The following is a 17,176-nucleotide window of genomic DNA, read 5'->3' as shown; positions in this document are numbered from 1 at the left end:
TTTTTATCCATATCATCACCTCACCATCTTGGTCTTGCAATGCCGAGCTTTAACAGCACAATCCATAATAATGCTGTAATAATAATCATCAGTAACAGCCGTACATTTGACAGATTAAATATATGTTTTGAATTTAACCTTTTAATCTTTTCCTTAATAAGTTTCAAATCTTTTTCATCCATTTCTTTCTTATAAAAACAATCCATGTCAATATCAAACGCACACATTCCTCCATTGAAAGGATAAAATATACAATCGGGATAGGTAAGTTCCAAGCATAGGCACTTAACAGCGCAAGTGGAACGCCTACTCCCCATGTGCCGATTAACTCGATAATCATGACCACTCGTGTTTGTCCGCCGCTTTTAATTATACCACCGCCAAGAATCATATTTGTCACCTTTATTGGCGATACGACTGCAAATACCAGTAATATCTGCTGTGCGGTCTGCTTTACGATTTTTTCAACATTGTAGGTATCAGTATAAAAATTCATTAGATACATCAAAGCAGCAGACAGTACACATGACCCGATGAATCCATATAATATCATACTTTTTGATTTTTTATAAGCAGAATCAAACTCTCCCCTACCAAGTTCTTTGCCAATTAAGATTCCGGAAGCTTGTGCCAATCCGCTGAGTGCTCCTATCATCAAGCCCTGAATCGGATATGTAAGCGTCATTCCGGCACATTCAAGTGTACCGATGTGTCCATAGATAGAAGCATACACATTCTCACTTAAGCTCCACATAAATTCGGTTACAAGAATCGGTAAAAGTATAGCAACATATTTTCCATAAGTCATTTTTGTAAGCTTTACGGAAAAAGTGAATTCTATTTTTTTATTTCTGCATACAACAATCAAACTTATTATCAACAAAAGCGTATTAAAAAGCTGAGAAGCAACTGTCGCTATACCTGCGCCGTTAACTCCCATAGCAGCAATTCCAAATTTTCCAAAAATCAATACATAATTCAAGCCGGTATTGACGGCATTCGAAATAATGCTGAATATTAACGGCAAAACCGCTTTATCCATACATCGCAAGCGAGTAGAAATCAGCATATCTATTGCATAAGGTAAAAAACCGAACGAAATAATCGTTAAATATTCAGACGCAGATTTTATCGTCTGATTATCAGTTGAGTAAAGTCCCATTAACTGAGTCGGAAGTAACAGGCACGCTGACATAAATACTACAGCAATAATCACTGAAATAGAAGTATTAAGACAAAAGCTGCGGTTCACCTCTTTTTCGTCCTTTGCACCAATATACTGTGAAATCATTATTCCTGCCACTGAAACAACCGCTCCGATAACCACTGCGTAGAGGGATGAAAGCTTTCCGGCAATGCCTACTGCGGCGACACTTGTGCTTCCCAAATTACCGACCATTACCTGATCAACAATACTAAATGAAGATTGCAGCATACATTGAAGAGCGACAGGGATGGCTATTTTAATTACCGATTTTACGAATGAATTTGACCGCATAAACATCTCTCCGAATATAGTCTTTCAATGAGATTATAAGATAAAGATACTGATGTTTCAATAGGTTAATCGCGTAACCTCAAACAAAATAATACGTGAATTTTTATGCATCATGTCAATATTCATCTGATCTAATCATATATCTAAACTTTAATTCTTGACAATTTTATAAAAACATGATATATTGGACAAAGGTTAATGGTGTTAACTTATCAAATCAATACCGTTGCGGAGGTCAATCATGCCGGCAAAAAAAGGTAATACGCCGAGTAAGATATTGAATATTGCCCGAGGGATTTTCCTGCAAAACAGTTTTCAAGGCACATCCATGCAGCAGATTGCTGATGCTGTGGGTATTTCTGCTCCCGGTATCTATAAGCACTTCGATAGTAAAGAAGCTCTGTTTTCTGCTTTGGTTGATCCGCTTATAGAGAGCATACGAGAAATACTACACCTTGCTGAAAACGAAAAGGATGAAATGTTTGAGTTGGAACAAACAGACAAGGTTTGGGACAAGGACAAAATCTTTTCCGAAACACTTGATTTCATCTATGAGAATTTCGACGGTATGAAGCTGCTGATTTGCTGTGCGGATGGAACACGTTATGAAAACATCGTAGACCGTGTCGCAGACTACGAAACACAAATTGTTTTTCGTACTTTGCCGGAATTAAGGGAAAAAGGATTCTCCATTCCTTTGATTAAGAAGGAAACTATTTCGCTTATGATGCGAAATCAATATCGTACCTATGTGGAATTCATTAGAAATGATTTTTCAAGAGAAGAAGCAGACATCTATATAAAGACTGCAGGCGCGTTTTTTACATCCGGCTGGAGAGCTTTATTGGGTTTCTGATAGAAGGGATAACAATATGAATCACTATAAAGTCACATGGGTGCTTTGCCCTATTTGCGGCAATAAAACCCGTACGAAGGTCAGACCGGATACCGTACTTGAAAACTTTCCGCTTTTTTGCCCCAAGTGTAAAAAAGAAACGATGATCAATCTTATAAAACAAAATATATCAGTCATCAAAGAGCCGGACGCTTTAGACGCAGAGCCGATGAACTTGTGAGCAATCACAAAGTACATCGGCTCTTTATTATCAGCGAGGTGAAAGATATGAAAAATCTTCTAAGGAGGGAAAAATAATGCGCCATATTGTAATACGTCTGGCCGTAGGTATCATCTGGCTGATTGCCGCTGTTGTATGCTGTGTGCAGAACAACTGTCCCTTTGCCGGACTGTATGCTGTTTTGGGTATCGCCTTTCTTCTCAGCGCCTATACTGGTTGGAAAAGGGAAAAGAACAAGCGGAGGTGATGAGATGGAGGACTTAACCCTTCTGACCATCGACAGATTAAACGTGTGGTACTCGCCGGGGAAAAACGTACTTGACAATTTCTCATTGGAGCTTGGCGACCATGAAATCGTTGGTCTGATCGGACTGAACGGTGCCGGAAAGACGACCTTTATCAAAACACTCTCCGGGCTGATTAGCAGCTTTCTTCTTTGTTTGGCGTATCATTATTTGACAGGAAAGAAAGATACTCCATAAAACAGAATATACTTTCACTATTCCTTGTTTTGAATTTTTACCACCTTTGAGGTGCGTTTATTATATCATAATAAGAAGTCATCTGTTATCCCAATGAGGTGTTTTGGTTCGCGTTTTACATAGTAACGTTCTGTAATGCAGGTAGTCGTATGACCTAGCAAATCTGCAACCTGCTTAATTGGAAGCGATACTCTGCTTCCATCAGATTTCTCATGACCGTTCACAAGAACAGTTGCAAATGTATGTCTTAAGCAATGAATTCCGGTCTTTGTTAGTCCACATGCTTTTATGAGTTTTGCATACCTATAGGAAAACTGATTTGGAGAAAGCACTTTTCCGTTCTCGTCAGGTATTAGTGGACTGTTCTCCCCAAAATAAGCTTCATTACGCAAATCTTTAATCATTTTTATTGCAGTGTCGTTCAATGGAATCTTGCGTTTACTGGACAGAGTTTTTGGTGGTCCGATGATAATCTCATATTCATCTGTGGCCTCTGACCCAATTCTTTTGCGTGCTTGACCTACGGATCTGTTCGGCAGCATGAAATAGTTACCTTGCTTTGGCTGTGACAACATACTGTCACCGCCTGTTCAATCACTTCCTCTTTACTTTGAAGTATTTTTGTTGATCCATTCGATAAATTTTTCTCTCGGAACCACCACTCTCGCGCCGATTTTCAGTTTAGGGAATCCCTTCTCCTTCACCAACACATAAGCGCTCGATTTTGAGATCCCGAGTACCTCTGCCACGTCATGCACCGACAGCATCAGCGGCAGTTCGTCGTAGCTTTTGTACATTCAGTAACCTCCGTTTTTTCAAAGAAAATCTCGGGCATTGAAAAAGCCGGGCGTCGGTCAAGATAATTCTCTTGCCTTCGCACGGCTTTGTTTTGCCATATTCAATTTTGATTGCAATCTTCCGAGTTAATCTTTGTGTTTTTATTATAACACGGCTGATCTAAAAAGTCAAGGAAAGTCAGAATCAAACAATCGGATTGCTATTGACAAAAAATTTGCTTACCGTTAGAATAGAGTCAGAACAGTTTTGGAGCGGTTTATCCGCATGGCGACAAAGGAATACGGATGAAAGATATGACGCTATATATCAACTGCTGTGTGAGAAAAGAATCGAGAACGAATCGTTTAGCGAAAGCGGTTTTACAAAAGTTCGGTGAGGACTATACGGAGCTGAAGCTCTATGAAGAAAACCTCCGTCCGCTCGATTTGGAAAAACTAAATCGACGCACAGAATTGATCGAGCGGGGAGATTTCAGCGACAAGATGTTTGACTGCGCGAAGCAATTCGCAAACGCAGATACGATAGTGATCGCCGCGCCGTATTGGGATCTGTCTTTTCCGGCGCCGCTGAAAAACTATATTGAAAACATCTACGTCACAGGTATCGTCTCCGCTTATAACGAAAATGGGTTGCCGGTCGGCTTATGCAAGGCGAATTACCTCTACTACGTCACCACCGCCGGCGGTCCCTACGACCCGACCTACAGCTACGGCTATATCGAGAGCCTCGCAAAAATCTTCTTCGGCATTCCGAAAACGCATTTAGTGAAAGCCGAAATGCTTGACATTGCCGGAAACGACGCGGAGAAAATCCTAAACAACGCGATCAACAGCGTACTCTTTGATTAACTGCCGCAAAAATGAGACGTGCTCAAAAATCGCCGACACCGCGCGAACGCTCTTTGTCGGGTACTCACCCTGTTTTTCCCAACAAATCGCACACAGGGCGATACACGGCGAAACAAAGGTGAATTATCCTTCCCCTCTGCATTTGGCTATCTTTTCTTCTACTTATACTTTTACAAAAAAGGGGATATACACAAAACCTAATCACTACAATGGCTCCGTAGGTCAAAGTATTTTATTATCGCTCGTTACAAATCTTTAGAATTAATAAAGCAACTTTACGTTTTCAGCAAATATTAGCAGGTGTTAGATGGACAAGACTATAAATGCAACTGTTTTTTCTGCCGAAGAATTTTCGCCATACGAAAAAACTATTTATTACTTAGCGATTTCTGCAAGCTTGATCAAATCTTACCCAATAGCCATAGATGATATCGGCATTATTTCATCCCTGTTGAAGGTAGATGACACTCTTCTTAATAAGGCTCTTGATATGTATTCTGGCGAAGCTCTCCCTTTTTATGTGGCTTTTGGAAAAGATATCATTGAAATAAATGATTCTTCCAGTGCGGATTTGTTTTATGGCATTTTACAAGCTGTTTGGATTTACAAAGCATTAAATCATTTATCGCTTTCGACCGAAAAAGAAGCAATCATTGAAAACTATCGTTGTTTTAATTACTGTATAGATAGATTCAATATGCTGAATTCATTCTCTTCTGTTTTTGAAAGCGTATCGCAAAATCTGTTTTCTTTGGAATACTCTGTTTTCGGGAATAACACATTTTCACCCGCTGAACTCCTAAAAACTATAGAAACTATACTCTTATGCGAAGTGGATGAAGCAAAAAATGTGCTTACAAATGAAAGCGATTATATATACAATTGTTTACCTATACTTTACCGTTCTTTTGAATTTGAAATAAAAACAAGAGTACATACAGTTTATTTAATTCTATCAACTCAAATTATTAAACATTCTATTTTTTTCAATGGCACTATTAAGCAAATTGCCAATGAAATGTATGAGCACCTTTTGGGTATGTTGCAAAATGCTTGGCTTATAGCTGCACAAGTAGAATTATTACCAATGCAATATTCAGATATTCCTGAAAAGCGAACTCGAAAAGACAGAACAACTAGGATACAATTGTTGTACGGATACCCAAACTATGATTCATACTGCATTCGTTTAGATTTGAAACATAAAGGTCAAGGATTCGTTCATTATAACAACAAATCCCCAAGCGGTGTTAATTCGTATTTTTTTAGCCAAAATAGACTCCAATCAATTATTCATGAATATCCGGAAGCAAAAGATTTTTTTATCAAATACGGGAATCTCTATGCGCTTAAGGAGCCAAATGGATTATCTTTTTCAAAGAGCAAGAAAAAGCTTTTTGAATCAATAATGAAAGATAATGAACATTTCAAAGCCTTTTATAATGATTATTCTGAAAGTGATATTATTGAGTTCTCAGAATTGGTTGCAAAGCTACTACCATCTTGTTGTTTTACAACCATTGATACTGAAGAAATATTTGCTACAATGTGTTTTCAATACTCCAAGTTAATGACTTATATTCTTTTGGTGGGAGTATATTCAATAACGAATAATCACAAACTTCTACAAAAGCTATTAAACAGAATCGCCGAGAAAGCAGCAAAAATAAGTTTGATATCTGAAAATGAAATCAAAAAGTATAACACTGTAGTCGGAGCTTACTGTATTATGGAAGAAATAATAGAACAGCTCCCTTTCCCTAGAATATGACAACAATTTTTTCTATAAATCCTACTAAGGCAAAAAATATCTTTCAAACATTTCATTCCTTGTTTTCGTTTTCTCTACGCTCAAAAATCGCCGACACCGCGCAAACGCTCTTGGTCGGGTACTTGCTCTGCTTTTCCCAACAAATCGCACACAGGGCGATACTCGGCGAAACAGGGGCGAAAAACTGTTTGTCATCAATAGAGTTGCAGCCCCGTATTCAAGAGCTGCGTTTTAGGTTATTCTTCCGTGTGCAGTGCTTCTACGATCAACCTTACGCCCAATTGGAAGCCGTTAATAAAGCTCTCACATTCGTTCAGACAATTCAGCTCAGTAACGGCGTCCTTGAATTTGCCGAACAATTCCTGCTCGTTTTCATTCATGGTTGCTTTGAGCGCAGCGTCATGCCTGAGCACCAGCTTAGCGAGCCTGTCGCTCTCACTGTCCTTCTTGATATCACGCTCGAACGGATGGACATTGCCGTAGTACAGCTCTCTAATCGTATCCATATCGGTACCTCCTTTAGCACAACAGGATACCACAGAAATCCGGAAAGTCCAGTCTTTTTCAGAACTATTTCTACGTGAAATTGTTGGTAGCGGTTAGGAAAAATGACTTGACTACTCCTTCCGATTCGAGTACAATAAAATCAGAGAGGAAGTCGCGTCAATGACTGCATTAGAAATAGCTAAACGCAGGCGCGCCGAAAAAACCGCCTATGCGATCAACAGCATTGAGGGCGTTCCTGTCTCCGAAGAAACAAGGCGTATGTCCTCGCAGTGGGACAACGGTGAAATTACGCTTGAACAAATCAAAGCGGAGCTGATCAAGAAATACAAGGCTTTATCTTTGATTAGGCATCGCAATTTTTGACATGAAGAGCATCTGCTGTGTGCTATTTTTCTTTTACAGAATAACCAATAGCATCAAAAGAGCATCAAAACTCTGCCGATGCTTTTTCAATACCGAAAGAATGGCTCAAAAACGGCTTGTTTAACACGTTTTTGAGCCTTTTCCATCGCCTCCAAAACCGCGTGCCGAGGGTTCAAGTCCTTCTGCCCCTGCCATCAAGAACATCTCGAAAAGGCACTGTACAAGCCATTTTCGGGGTGTTTCTTTTTGTTTTGGCTACTCTGTTTTACTGTGCTATACCCCTAATATCTAACGAAAATCTAACCAATGGTGTTTATTTTCATCTAATTTCATCTAACAATCAAACACTGTTAAGAGCTTCAGCAATAGCCATTTTAGAGGATTTATCAGCGTGAGCGTAAAATCTTAATGTGGTTGTGCTTTCACTATGCCCTAACCAATCGGCTACTTGCACCACACTAAACCCTTGCGATAACAAATTTGTTGCGCTGCTATGCCGTAAGTCATGTAATCTCACTTGCGGTAAATCGCTATTTACAATAACCTTGTGAAAATTTTTCGATAAATAATTAGGTGTTATCTCCTTGCCATTATCGAAAGTACAAACATAGTCATTCTCTATATAAGCGTTACCAAGCAACTTACGATTTGTTTTCTGTCGCTCTTTCTGCTCTTGAAGAATCTCCCTTGCTCTTTTTGTCATAGGCATAGTTCTATTGCTACTCTCTGTCTTTGTATCAGCCGTAAAATTCGTAGTGCCTGTTATTGCTTTAGTTGATTGTTGTAAGGTTTCACAAATCCGTATTGATTCGTTTTCAAAATCAACATTATGCCATTTCAGCCCTAACACTTCACTTCTGCGGAAGCCATAAATTGAGCACAACTCAACAGCCAATTTTATAGGATTACCTTCTAACAAAGATAACAACTCTTGTATTTGATTGTCGTTCAAAAACTCTGCATTAAAACGTTCTTCTTTGATCGTCTTTGCGTAACTCGCTGGATTAAAAGAAATATACCCTTTTGCAATAGCATCATTTAATGCCTTACTGATATTTTGATGATGATGTTTCAACGTCCTACCTGATAACTCAGTATTCTTGTGTTTGTATTCATAATACGTTGTAATATCATCAGGCTTTAACGATTGCAATTCAATACCTTTACTCTCAAAATACGGGATAATATGATTTGTCATATTGCCGAGATATGAGCGATATGTATTAGGTCTTACTTCTTCTTTTATACGCACTAACCATGATTTGAAGTATTCGGCTACAGTGATATTTGTAAAAAAACTAACATTCTTATTGTTATATTCTTTTATTTTCGCTTGCAATACTTCATTTGCACGTTTTTTATTCCCTTTTACTGGATAACCTGTTGGAATCCATTTCTGCTTGCGTTTGCCGTTCTCGTCTTTATAATTAATAACGGCGTACCAAGTGTTATACTTAACTTGCAAGCTGCCTGTTACTGTTATTGCCATTGTAAACCTCCTTTTTGGCAATAATCAGCTATCCGATCATCTGTATTATACTGCGGATAACTAATTATTGCAAGCGGATTCTACAAAGTCAATTACGCTTTGCTTTGGAATAATATATTTCTTGCCAATCTTAATTGATTTAATCAACCCTTGTTTCAATAAATCATAAGCTGAATTTCTACCGATCTGCAACATAGATTGAATTTCGTCTATTCGTAGAATATCGGGATATTCTCTAAACATTTCTTTACTCTCATTCATATACATTCACCATCAATTTACAAAAATAATATCTTATAGGCAAATTGTCCTTTCTTTATTTTTTTTCTTTACAGCGGCGATGCTACGCAAACAGCACCACCGCTATATTTTTTATATCGCTATATTTTTTATATATTGCATAAATCGCCAAAATGAAAAATCATATATTCTTTTACATATTCTTTATTTGCCGAAAATAGATTATATTTTTCGCCAAGATTAGTTTTTTTATCTTCAAGGATTGATAGAAAAATATTACACCATTCTTTATTAAGATTATTGTTAAAACGCTTTTGCCCTTTATACACTTGTTGATATATTGCATATAACATCATAATCCAATTATCAAGGCTTATAAGCTTAAAATGCTCTCTAATAGCTTTGACTGGAATATTAGGGAATAACTCAAAAAATATTTTTCTTGCATTAAATATCCTTTGAAAACAGTATTTATAAATTGTTAATTCTTTTTTTACTGCACTTGATAAATCATCGGAAAACAAATGTAAATTTAACAACATATTATAAATTTGACGATAATTTTTTTCTTCGTAACATTCTACAAGAGCTTGTTTGTTATATGTGTTTACTATTGTTTTTATATCATCATTTATAATATTACCTATGCTATGCTTATCTTTTTCTGTATACTCCCATATTTGATATAAATTTAAATCACCATTTGTCGATATTGATATTCTACAAGGAATTGAATTATTTATTATCGGGATTCGATGCCCATATGCGTATAAATATGACTCAGCTTTATAAATTGGGAACGTTATATCATTTTCAATATAATCTTTATAGTTACTATTATTGAATAATGTTTTTGCGTTTCCTGCAATAGCAAGGGGATATAAATGATTTGCCGTTTGTGCGAATGGTGATTTTAATTTAACAATTAATTTTGATGATTCATACATTTTAAAAAACAAATATGTCTTTAAATATTCACCTGATTTATCTTGTTCTGCGTGAAATTTATCATCGGAAACACCTACGCTACATATAATATTCTTATGTTTTATTAATGTTTTGAAAATTTGCAATAATCTATTATTTGCTTCAACAGATACATTCCCATTTGTTATAACTTCAAGCATGGAAACATTTATTTTACTGTTTAAGAGCTTGTTGCAAAAATATTCAATCATATCAATTACCAATAAAGGCTCACCGCCTGTTATTAGAATATTATCTATTGTATTATCAATGCAATCAAACAATCTATCTATTATCTCTTTAGATATTGTTTTGTTTTGGGCTTCACCTCGCCCACAATGTTTACATCTATAATTACATTTTCGGGTTATTTCTAAATCTAATTCTTCAAGATTTATTTTGTTAGTTGAGTTGTTTGTGCTATTATTTTCAAGTTCAAAACATTTATTTTGATCTTCAAAATCAATACCAATATTAGATAAATCTATCATTTTTATCTACCTCTTTTCATTCAGCGGCGAGAATCACAAGTTTGTTTTTGCATCGCCGCTGTGTTATCCTCTTTAATGAGCGTAGTTTGCGGTAGCAACCACACTTTTTTTTAGGTGAAAATTTATTTTGAATCACCATCTTTCTAAGCAGGATTATATTTTATCCTGTTATCAAAAAGGAATTTATATTTTTTAATACCTACATCAGCAGGGGATTCTTTATCTTTTAATATTCCCCATTTATCAATTATGTAACTAATGTTAAATCCATTACTGTATGCGTGATTATGTAAATAATCACAAGTGTTTAAAACGGTTTCTTCGCTTATATCTTTATCAAACGCAATTATTACCTCTGTTTTGTGCCACGGAATATTTATCTCGCCTGTTAATGTACACTCCATATCAGCAGAAATCAAACTTGAAGCTGCTACATTTCCAATAATATCACGTTGAGTCTGTGACATATCATGTCCCTGTATAGCAACAGCAGTCCGATCTTGAAACGTCCATCTTTTCATTACTGATTTCGGGGATTCAAAAATAACGAGTTGCTTTTCCTTTTCAATGGATTCTTTATTTTCCCATAATCCATAAACATTTTTACTTTTGTTATAACCCTCAGTAACAAGATATTTAGGCTGACCGTTTGCAATTCTTAACTGTTCTTCGTCTTTGTCTATTATCATTCTTCTCTGATACGCTATAACTTCGCCTGAATTGCAATCTTTAATCGGGAAAATTATTTGCTCATATTTACCATCGTAATCAAAATGACGAATACCAAAAGCCCGTCTTGTTGGTTCAATAATCCCCTCTTTAAACCAATCCATAGTCAAAATAGGTTGTGCAGATTCATATAGTATACGGTTGTTATCTAAAGCCTTTTTATATCTTGCAAGGGCTTCTTGCTTTTCTTTTTCTTTTTTACTTTTCGCTTCACGCTCAATTTTGGTTTTAGTTGCATTTGATTCAATAGACAACATTTGTAATTCTGAGTCTGTCAACTTTGTTAATCCTAAAAGTTGATTCACGTATATTAGAGTCCGTCCGAAATCCAATCCTTTATTGACTTGAATCAAAGTAAAAATATCTGCTACGTCGCTATAATTCCTTGTGAAGTTAGTAACATTCAAGTATTTATTTGTATAAACTCTAACAGCTTCGGGATTATTACCATCTGGATTAGTACATTTATAATAGTCATCGCCTTTAGGATTTGAAACATATCTTATTTTTTGACAACCAAGGCTTTCAAGAATAAACTCTATTTTGTCATTTTCAAGTATATACATTTTCAGCTCATTCTTTGACAATGTACTATTCCGTTTTTTATGAACTAACTTAAATAAACTGTCTTTAATGTAATTGCCCCGATAACAGTATTCACCGCTAATCAGGTTAGTAATTTGATCGAATTGATTAGCAGACAATAAATAATCTTTAGCTAACTCTTGATTAACTTCTACTGCAACTTGTACAGCTTCAAAATAATAATCACAAGTGCTTTTTGATTCATGTTTATTTAGTATTGATTTAATTTTCTCAATAATTTTTTGAAAATATTTAATCTCAGCTTTGATTGAAGTTTTATATTCGATTTGATAATAGCAGTATGTGAGCATTACCAACATCATTACTTTGCTTACTATTTTCTTTTCGATTGATTCATTGATAATCGGTCTTAATGTTCCCGATTTAATCATCTTAATCACTCCCTATTATTAGATATTATCGGATTATTCACGCCTAAAGGCGTTCAAATCCGTCCAATTCGGGAAAGAAGTTAGCTTATAATGGTGGAAAATATTTGCCCATTAATAGGATTTTCTTTTCCCGAATTGAAGCAAAATGAGCCGCTTTAGCGGTGAAGTTTTGCATTAGATTTCTTTTTTAAGTATAAATTTTTCTTGTTTTTTTATTAATAATAAAATATCTCTTTTCTTTAAGATTAGCCCCCAAAAAACCGCATAGATAAGCCATTTTTTTCAAAGTTTAGCACGGTCTACAAGAAAAATCGTGCTAAAAACCATAATAGATTAATTACGGATTGCGTAGCAAGACGTTCTTTAGCCCCTTAAAGGGGGCGTGTCGTGTAGCGTAGCGAAACGACAAAGACGGGGGTATTATATAGAATTAAATTTCACCATTCAACCATTTTTGAAGCAATGTCCTCATTCTAAGAGAGGGAATATAAATAGTAATGGGTTCATTATTTCTAATAGCTGATCTCCAAATCCATTGAAGTAACGCATTTAGCGAATACATATCTTCGTCTATCTCTATTCCATTAAATTTGAAGAAATTTTTAATTTGAGGTTGAAGATAATAATTGCAAGCATATACTAAAACGTGTCGATTGCCATACTGATTTGTTCCCTTGCAGTTTACGGGGGCAAAACATTCAGGGAGTGAATAGCCTTTACCCTTTAATATACCATGAAATACTTTTGTCTTTTTATTTGCTTTATCTTCGTCCTCGTTATTATCAATCCAAGTTGATTGATAACAAGTCCACATAATGTCATTAGATTTTGCGTTCATAACATTTCGTATGTAATTGTAAATATTGTTTTTCAGTTTAATTAAATTTCCTTCTCGTTTCTTACCGTCTTGTTGTTCAAGGATTAAATCATTTTTGAATTCCCTATACATTTTATCGTCGTTTGCTGATAAGCGTTCTATTGACTTCAAATCCATTTTTCATTTTTGGTTTCATGTTTATTCGCTCCTGTTCATTAGTGTTTGTGTTGTCGATATGTCGATATTCTGACCGCATATCCTGTTGTTAATATCGCATGGGAATCACCTTATCCTTTCTGCGTGTTGCTCTCTCAGGGGGTTGAGAAAAATCTTGTTATAATTTATTATACAAATTTCATTCTCAAACAACAAATAAGAATCAAAACTTTTTTTGAAAAAATGAATAATCAATTTTTTCGTGATGACTGTTTATTGTTGTAATTTCATTTGATCTAATATTACCTTAACCATATTTTTATTAATTGTCAAAATCATAAAATTGTATTTTTCTGCAATTCAGTTCGATAAAAACATATCATTTAGACTATTTTATCGAACTGAATTTATTAACTATTTCTAAATTCTCAGATAAGATATAGCGTCTGTTTGTATATATCGTAGAAAGATTTTAGACTTTTCCTTATTAGTAAATCACTAAAATCAAGTTTTGCAGCGTGATAATCTCGGCATTATTACTATTGACAAAAATTGATATATCGGGTATAATTCGTCAGTTAGGCAACGCTAACTAATAGATATACAACGTAAAATACCGTACTTATTGCCCATATAACCAAGTATTATGTCTGCATTTGCAAAATGCACAAATTATCACCGTGTATTTGTACAAAACGCACAACAACCAAGAAGTAACCTATTATCAAGGGTTTATTCTGCTTAAAAAGAATTTAATTCTATAAAAGAATTATAAATACCGTTGCTGTTTACTATTTGCAAAACAAGATTAATTTGTCTTTTGTTTGTGTGTTATTCATAAAATAGCATGATATAGCAATACAAATTTAATGCGTTATGACAATGAAAAATGTTGTAGAATACCTTTAATAATGCCGTATATGCGCTAAAACGCCGAGAATTAGCTTGTATTGCGTTTTATGCCGTAGTAATGAAATTATATTAGTTATCTCTAAAAATGCGATATAGGGCAAATATGAGCGTTTTGTAAATCGTTATTAGGTTGAAAGTAAAAAAATAAGGCGTAGAGCTGCATCATGCTCTACACCTTGAAGGTTATGCTGTTTTTGATTTAAGTATTTCGTTTATTTCGCTCTTGTCTTTGGTTTTTATTTCCTCGGCTAACTCTCGTTTATAACGATAATAAGAATTTCGGGCAAGCGTTTTAATTGTAATCTGCTTTATTATGCCTATGGTTTCAAAGTCGTTATTGTGTCCGTGAAAGTCCTTTGAGTATTTAAGAATAAGAGGTTTAACAGCTTCGGCTTTTTTGGATTTCTTTTTCGTGCCGATCTGAGTTTGACCGCCTACTGGCTCGCCTCTTCGTTTCTTTGCTTGTAAGGCTTTAGAAGTCCTGTCACTAAGATCATTGACTTCTTTCTCCGCTTGCTCAAATGCAAGTCGGATTTGTTTTGTGGCTAACTTCTTCAAATAACTGTTAATTCCATTCAATACATCATCAATAATATCTCCCGTTAGCTCAATACTATTTGATAGGGCTGATTTGTAAGTTTCTGTGTTAATATACATTTCATTTAAGAAAATCAAGTTTATCCTCTTATCAAATAATTTGAGATAGAGGTTTACACCTTCTTCTGCGGATCGGCTCATACGACTAACAGAATCAAAAACGATTGTATCACCTGTCTTTACTTTGCTGAGTAATTCCTTAAACTGAGGACGTTCTATCACTTTTCTTCCTGTGTACTTCTCTTTATAGGTGTTATTTTCTACTTCTTCCTTTGATAATCCAAATTGATTTTTGCCAAACTCAATAAAGGCATCGGTCTGTCGTTCCATACGCTGGCTGGGGGTTGATACCCTCGCGTAAAAGTAATACATAATAATCTCCTTTCTGTATCAATAAAGACGAACGTGTTTTTTTATACTTTCCATATCACGATTATACCACACTTATAAGTGAATTTCAAGGGGTTTTCAAAAGTTTTTGATACTTTTTATTTCCACCTCCAAAGTGATACAAATATTCGTCTTTGCCGCTGCTTGACAAATTTCTATTTAGGAATTATAATATAAGTATACCATAGGTTATAAATACTTTTGTCTTTCTATTGAAAAGGGGTTTGATTAAAATGAATCAGATTAAAAGTTTGGTTTTGTCGTTCAGAATTAAATTTCTTTTCTTGATTTTCAAAGTCACTAAATCGGAAAGAGTATATAATAAGGTTGATTACCTCGTTGACCTGAGAATTAAAAATCTCCAACACACCTTGTCAAAATCACGTTGGTCAAAAGTCAGACTTCAAAACGATTTGGATTTTTTGAAAAATCAGGAAAAACAAAATGCTCTTTAAGGGGTTCACGCCACTTCTTATTATTGTAGAGTGAAAAAACAAATTAAACGCTTTAGTTTTCCGATCGGATTTCTAAAGCGTTTTTTGATTTGTATTATAATTAAGATTTAGCATATAGCAATATTAATTTAATATTTTTTTTTATTGTTTCGTTTAGGCTGAAATTTCTTATCCGCAGGATAATCAATTAAATATTCCTCACCTGATTCTTTATCTTTAAAAACCAAATTCATATTTAATACATCGGCTATTTCCGATAATTCAAGACTTGTGAAGTTGTCACGGTTCAATTTGTTTTGTAAATTATTTGGCTTAATGCTTAGTTTATCCGATAAAGATGCTTTTGTTATGTTTTGCTTATTAATAATCATATTTATAAATTCTGCAACTGTCATACTTAACCGCCCCTTTGTTTTATTTTCTTCACTTATAAATATATCATGTATTTTCGATAATTTCAAGTAGGTTGGTAGGAGCATTAGTTTATCGGGCTTACCATTTCAGATAAGCGTTAAATTGTCCAAACTCAATACAAGATCATTTTTCCAACCTCTTTTTATAATTTTGCGTTTGTTGAATAATAGGCTTACCGTTTCGCAGCGGCAAGCCTATTGTTTTAATCAACTATATTTCTTCTGTTTCATCGTAAAAACATTTTAGAATCAAGCTGATTGATAATGTACGATAACGGAAATAGATTTCGATTTCTTCCTCTCCTTTACTGAAAATGAAATCATCGATTTCTTTGAGCGGAAAACTGAAAATCGGAGTTTTGAGGGGTTCTTCTTCGTCACGATTAGTCAGGTACAAGTATTTGATTTTGGAATCATAGGGTGCAGGAGCGACAACCAACTCCACCAAATTATCAAATCTGAATCCGAAAGGTATATAACATACCGTGCATAATTCTCCATTATCGAGATCATCTGAATCCATGTTATCTGCATTAAAAAGAAAATCAAACGCAGGAACGGTTCCGATGATTGAAACAAGGTTTTCCAGCTTCTCATTCGGGATTCGTTCAAATCCACTATCGAGCAAATCTGCCCATGTGTTTTTGCCGATTTCGTTAAAGGGTGCAACTTTATTATTCATGTTTTTCACCTCCTTCCCATCATATAAAATCCGACAATATGATTTTTACGTTGATGATATCGAAATAGTCAAACAAGATTTCAATAGCTGATTCTGTTTTAGTAATGCAACAGTTAGAAATCTTTTTTAACTCATAGTCGGCGTAGATAATATCCGGGCAAAGACTTGAAAACAATGTGAAAAAGTTCTCCGTTGCCTTGATTTGGAGCGGATTGCCGAGAATAGTATTCTCAAAGTGAATGAGCGAAAGTTCGCCGTTAATGGGATTGAACGCAGTCACGAAATAATATAAATTATTTGCGCCATTAATGTCGATAATATCGGCTAATTCAGGCAACTGCTCACGGGTGAGGTTAATTTTTTCAGCGGTGGGAATCTCAACATTTTGAATTTTTGGCATAAATAGCACCTTTCTTTCTTAAAATTGTTATCTGTTGTTAATATCTGTTGATAACTTGTTACAACGGTTATTTAATCTAACCGCTGTTGCAAATCATCAACCGCATTTGACGGCTTCGA

At 35.1% G+C, this 17,176-nt stretch carries 20 protein-coding genes; 7 read left to right on the top strand and 13 right to left on the bottom strand.

The features are described from left to right. Positions 1–163 precede the first annotated feature (163 nt). Positions 164–1,498, bottom strand: a complete 1,335-nt coding sequence (locus tag KQI64_RS08870) for an MATE family efflux transporter (RefSeq protein ID WP_253289243.1) — start codon at positions 1,496–1,498, stop codon at positions 164–166. Positions 1,499–1,739: 241 nt separating this feature from the next. Between KQI64_RS08870 and KQI64_RS08865 the strand changes: the two genes are divergently transcribed. The 4 genes from KQI64_RS08865 to KQI64_RS08850 all read left to right on the top strand — a co-directional run bounded on the left by KQI64_RS08865 (position 1,740) and on the right by KQI64_RS08850 (position 3,056). Beyond that, a complete protein-coding gene (locus KQI64_RS08865) occupies positions 1,740–2,354 on the top strand; it encodes a TetR/AcrR family transcriptional regulator (RefSeq protein ID WP_092970505.1) in 615 nt (204 codons plus the stop codon). A 16-nt stretch (positions 2,355–2,370) separates the two neighbouring features. Next, positions 2,371–2,574, top strand: a complete 204-nt coding sequence (locus KQI64_RS08860; RefSeq protein ID WP_092970503.1) for a cysteine-rich KTR domain-containing protein — start codon at positions 2,371–2,373, stop codon at positions 2,572–2,574. 76 nt (positions 2,575–2,650) lie between these two features. After that, positions 2,651–2,821 (top strand): hypothetical protein, encoded by a 171-nt coding sequence (locus KQI64_RS08855; protein WP_176753613.1) that lies wholly within the window; start codon positions 2,651–2,653, stop codon positions 2,819–2,821. Positions 2,822–2,825: 4 nt separating this feature from the next. Further along, a complete protein-coding gene (locus tag KQI64_RS08850) occupies positions 2,826–3,056 on the top strand; it encodes an ATP-binding cassette domain-containing protein (RefSeq protein ID WP_092970501.1) in 231 nt (76 codons plus the stop codon). 65 nt (positions 3,057–3,121) lie between these two features. On the opposite strand, the gene KQI64_RS08845 is transcribed toward KQI64_RS08850, so the two are convergent. After that, positions 3,122–3,631, bottom strand: coding sequence for a tyrosine-type recombinase/integrase (locus tag KQI64_RS08845; protein ID WP_216524330.1), 510 nt, complete (start codon positions 3,629–3,631; stop codon positions 3,122–3,124). Between the two features lie 30 nt (positions 3,632–3,661). Further along, complete coding sequence (locus tag KQI64_RS08840; RefSeq protein ID WP_092970497.1) at positions 3,662–3,853, bottom strand: helix-turn-helix domain-containing protein; 192 nt, start codon at positions 3,851–3,853, stop codon at positions 3,662–3,664. A 294-nt stretch (positions 3,854–4,147) separates the two neighbouring features. Between KQI64_RS08840 and KQI64_RS08835 the strand changes: the two genes are divergently transcribed. After that, the gene (locus KQI64_RS08835) at positions 4,148–4,702 is read left to right on the top strand and encodes an NAD(P)H-dependent oxidoreductase (protein ID WP_253289242.1); all 555 of its coding nucleotides are present in this window, start codon (positions 4,148–4,150) and stop codon (positions 4,700–4,702) included. Positions 4,703–5,009: 307 nt separating this feature from the next. After that, on the top strand, positions 5,010–6,473 hold the full coding sequence (locus KQI64_RS08830; RefSeq protein ID WP_216524327.1) for a hypothetical protein: 1,464 nt from the start codon (positions 5,010–5,012) through the stop codon (positions 6,471–6,473). Between the two features lie 236 nt (positions 6,474–6,709). Here KQI64_RS08830 and KQI64_RS08825 read toward each other — a convergent pair whose 3' ends face one another. Next, positions 6,710–6,979 (bottom strand): DUF6809 family protein, encoded by a 270-nt coding sequence (locus KQI64_RS08825; RefSeq protein WP_092970491.1) that lies wholly within the window; start codon positions 6,977–6,979, stop codon positions 6,710–6,712. A 160-nt stretch (positions 6,980–7,139) separates the two neighbouring features. Here KQI64_RS08825 and KQI64_RS08820 point away from each other — a divergent pair, with 160 nt between their 5' ends. Then, positions 7,140–7,343, top strand: coding sequence for a hypothetical protein (locus tag KQI64_RS08820; RefSeq protein WP_201428147.1), 204 nt, complete (start codon positions 7,140–7,142; stop codon positions 7,341–7,343). Positions 7,344–7,683: 340 nt separating this feature from the next. Here the strand turns inward: KQI64_RS08820 and KQI64_RS08815 are convergent, their stop codons facing one another. The 9 genes from KQI64_RS08815 to KQI64_RS08775 form a co-directional block, all read right to left on the bottom strand. Continuing rightward, positions 7,684–8,832, bottom strand: coding sequence for a tyrosine-type recombinase/integrase (locus KQI64_RS08815; RefSeq protein ID WP_216524324.1), 1,149 nt, complete (start codon positions 8,830–8,832; stop codon positions 7,684–7,686). A gap of 60 nt (positions 8,833–8,892) precedes the next feature. Further along, the gene (locus KQI64_RS10780) at positions 8,893–9,075 is read right to left on the bottom strand and encodes a helix-turn-helix domain-containing protein (RefSeq protein ID WP_216524331.1); all 183 of its coding nucleotides are present in this window, start codon (positions 9,073–9,075) and stop codon (positions 8,893–8,895) included. A gap of 146 nt (positions 9,076–9,221) precedes the next feature. Next, positions 9,222–10,529 carry a radical SAM protein gene (locus KQI64_RS08805; protein WP_216524320.1) on the bottom strand — a complete coding sequence of 436 codons (1,308 nt, stop codon included), beginning with the start codon at positions 10,527–10,529 and terminating at the stop codon, positions 9,222–9,224. Positions 10,530–10,672: 143 nt separating this feature from the next. Continuing rightward, the gene (locus tag KQI64_RS08800; RefSeq protein ID WP_216524317.1) at positions 10,673–12,235 is read right to left on the bottom strand and encodes a hypothetical protein; all 1,563 of its coding nucleotides are present in this window, start codon (positions 12,233–12,235) and stop codon (positions 10,673–10,675) included. Between the two features lie 430 nt (positions 12,236–12,665). Continuing rightward, a complete protein-coding gene (locus tag KQI64_RS08795; protein ID WP_216524315.1) occupies positions 12,666–13,229 on the bottom strand; it encodes a hypothetical protein in 564 nt (187 codons plus the stop codon). Between the two features lie 1,074 nt (positions 13,230–14,303). Next, positions 14,304–15,089 carry a recombinase family protein gene (locus KQI64_RS08790; protein ID WP_216524314.1) on the bottom strand — a complete coding sequence of 262 codons (786 nt, stop codon included), beginning with the start codon at positions 15,087–15,089 and terminating at the stop codon, positions 14,304–14,306. 601 nt (positions 15,090–15,690) lie between these two features. Beyond that, positions 15,691–15,957: a hypothetical protein gene (locus KQI64_RS08785; RefSeq protein ID WP_216524313.1), complete on the bottom strand. Its 267-nt coding sequence runs from the start codon at positions 15,955–15,957 to the stop codon at positions 15,691–15,693. A gap of 229 nt (positions 15,958–16,186) precedes the next feature. Then, positions 16,187–16,657, bottom strand: a complete 471-nt coding sequence (locus tag KQI64_RS08780; protein WP_216524312.1) for a hypothetical protein — start codon at positions 16,655–16,657, stop codon at positions 16,187–16,189. Positions 16,658–16,676: 19 nt separating this feature from the next. Beyond that, a complete protein-coding gene (locus tag KQI64_RS08775; RefSeq protein WP_216524310.1) occupies positions 16,677–17,057 on the bottom strand; it encodes a hypothetical protein in 381 nt (126 codons plus the stop codon). Between the last annotated feature and the right edge of the window lie 119 nt (positions 17,058–17,176).

It is taken from the genome of Lachnoclostridium sp. MSJ-17, from assembly GCF_018918205.1.
Classification (GTDB): domain Bacteria; phylum Bacillota; class Clostridia; order Oscillospirales; family Acutalibacteraceae; genus Ruminococcoides.
This window is presented reverse-complemented; position numbering and strand designations above follow the sequence as displayed.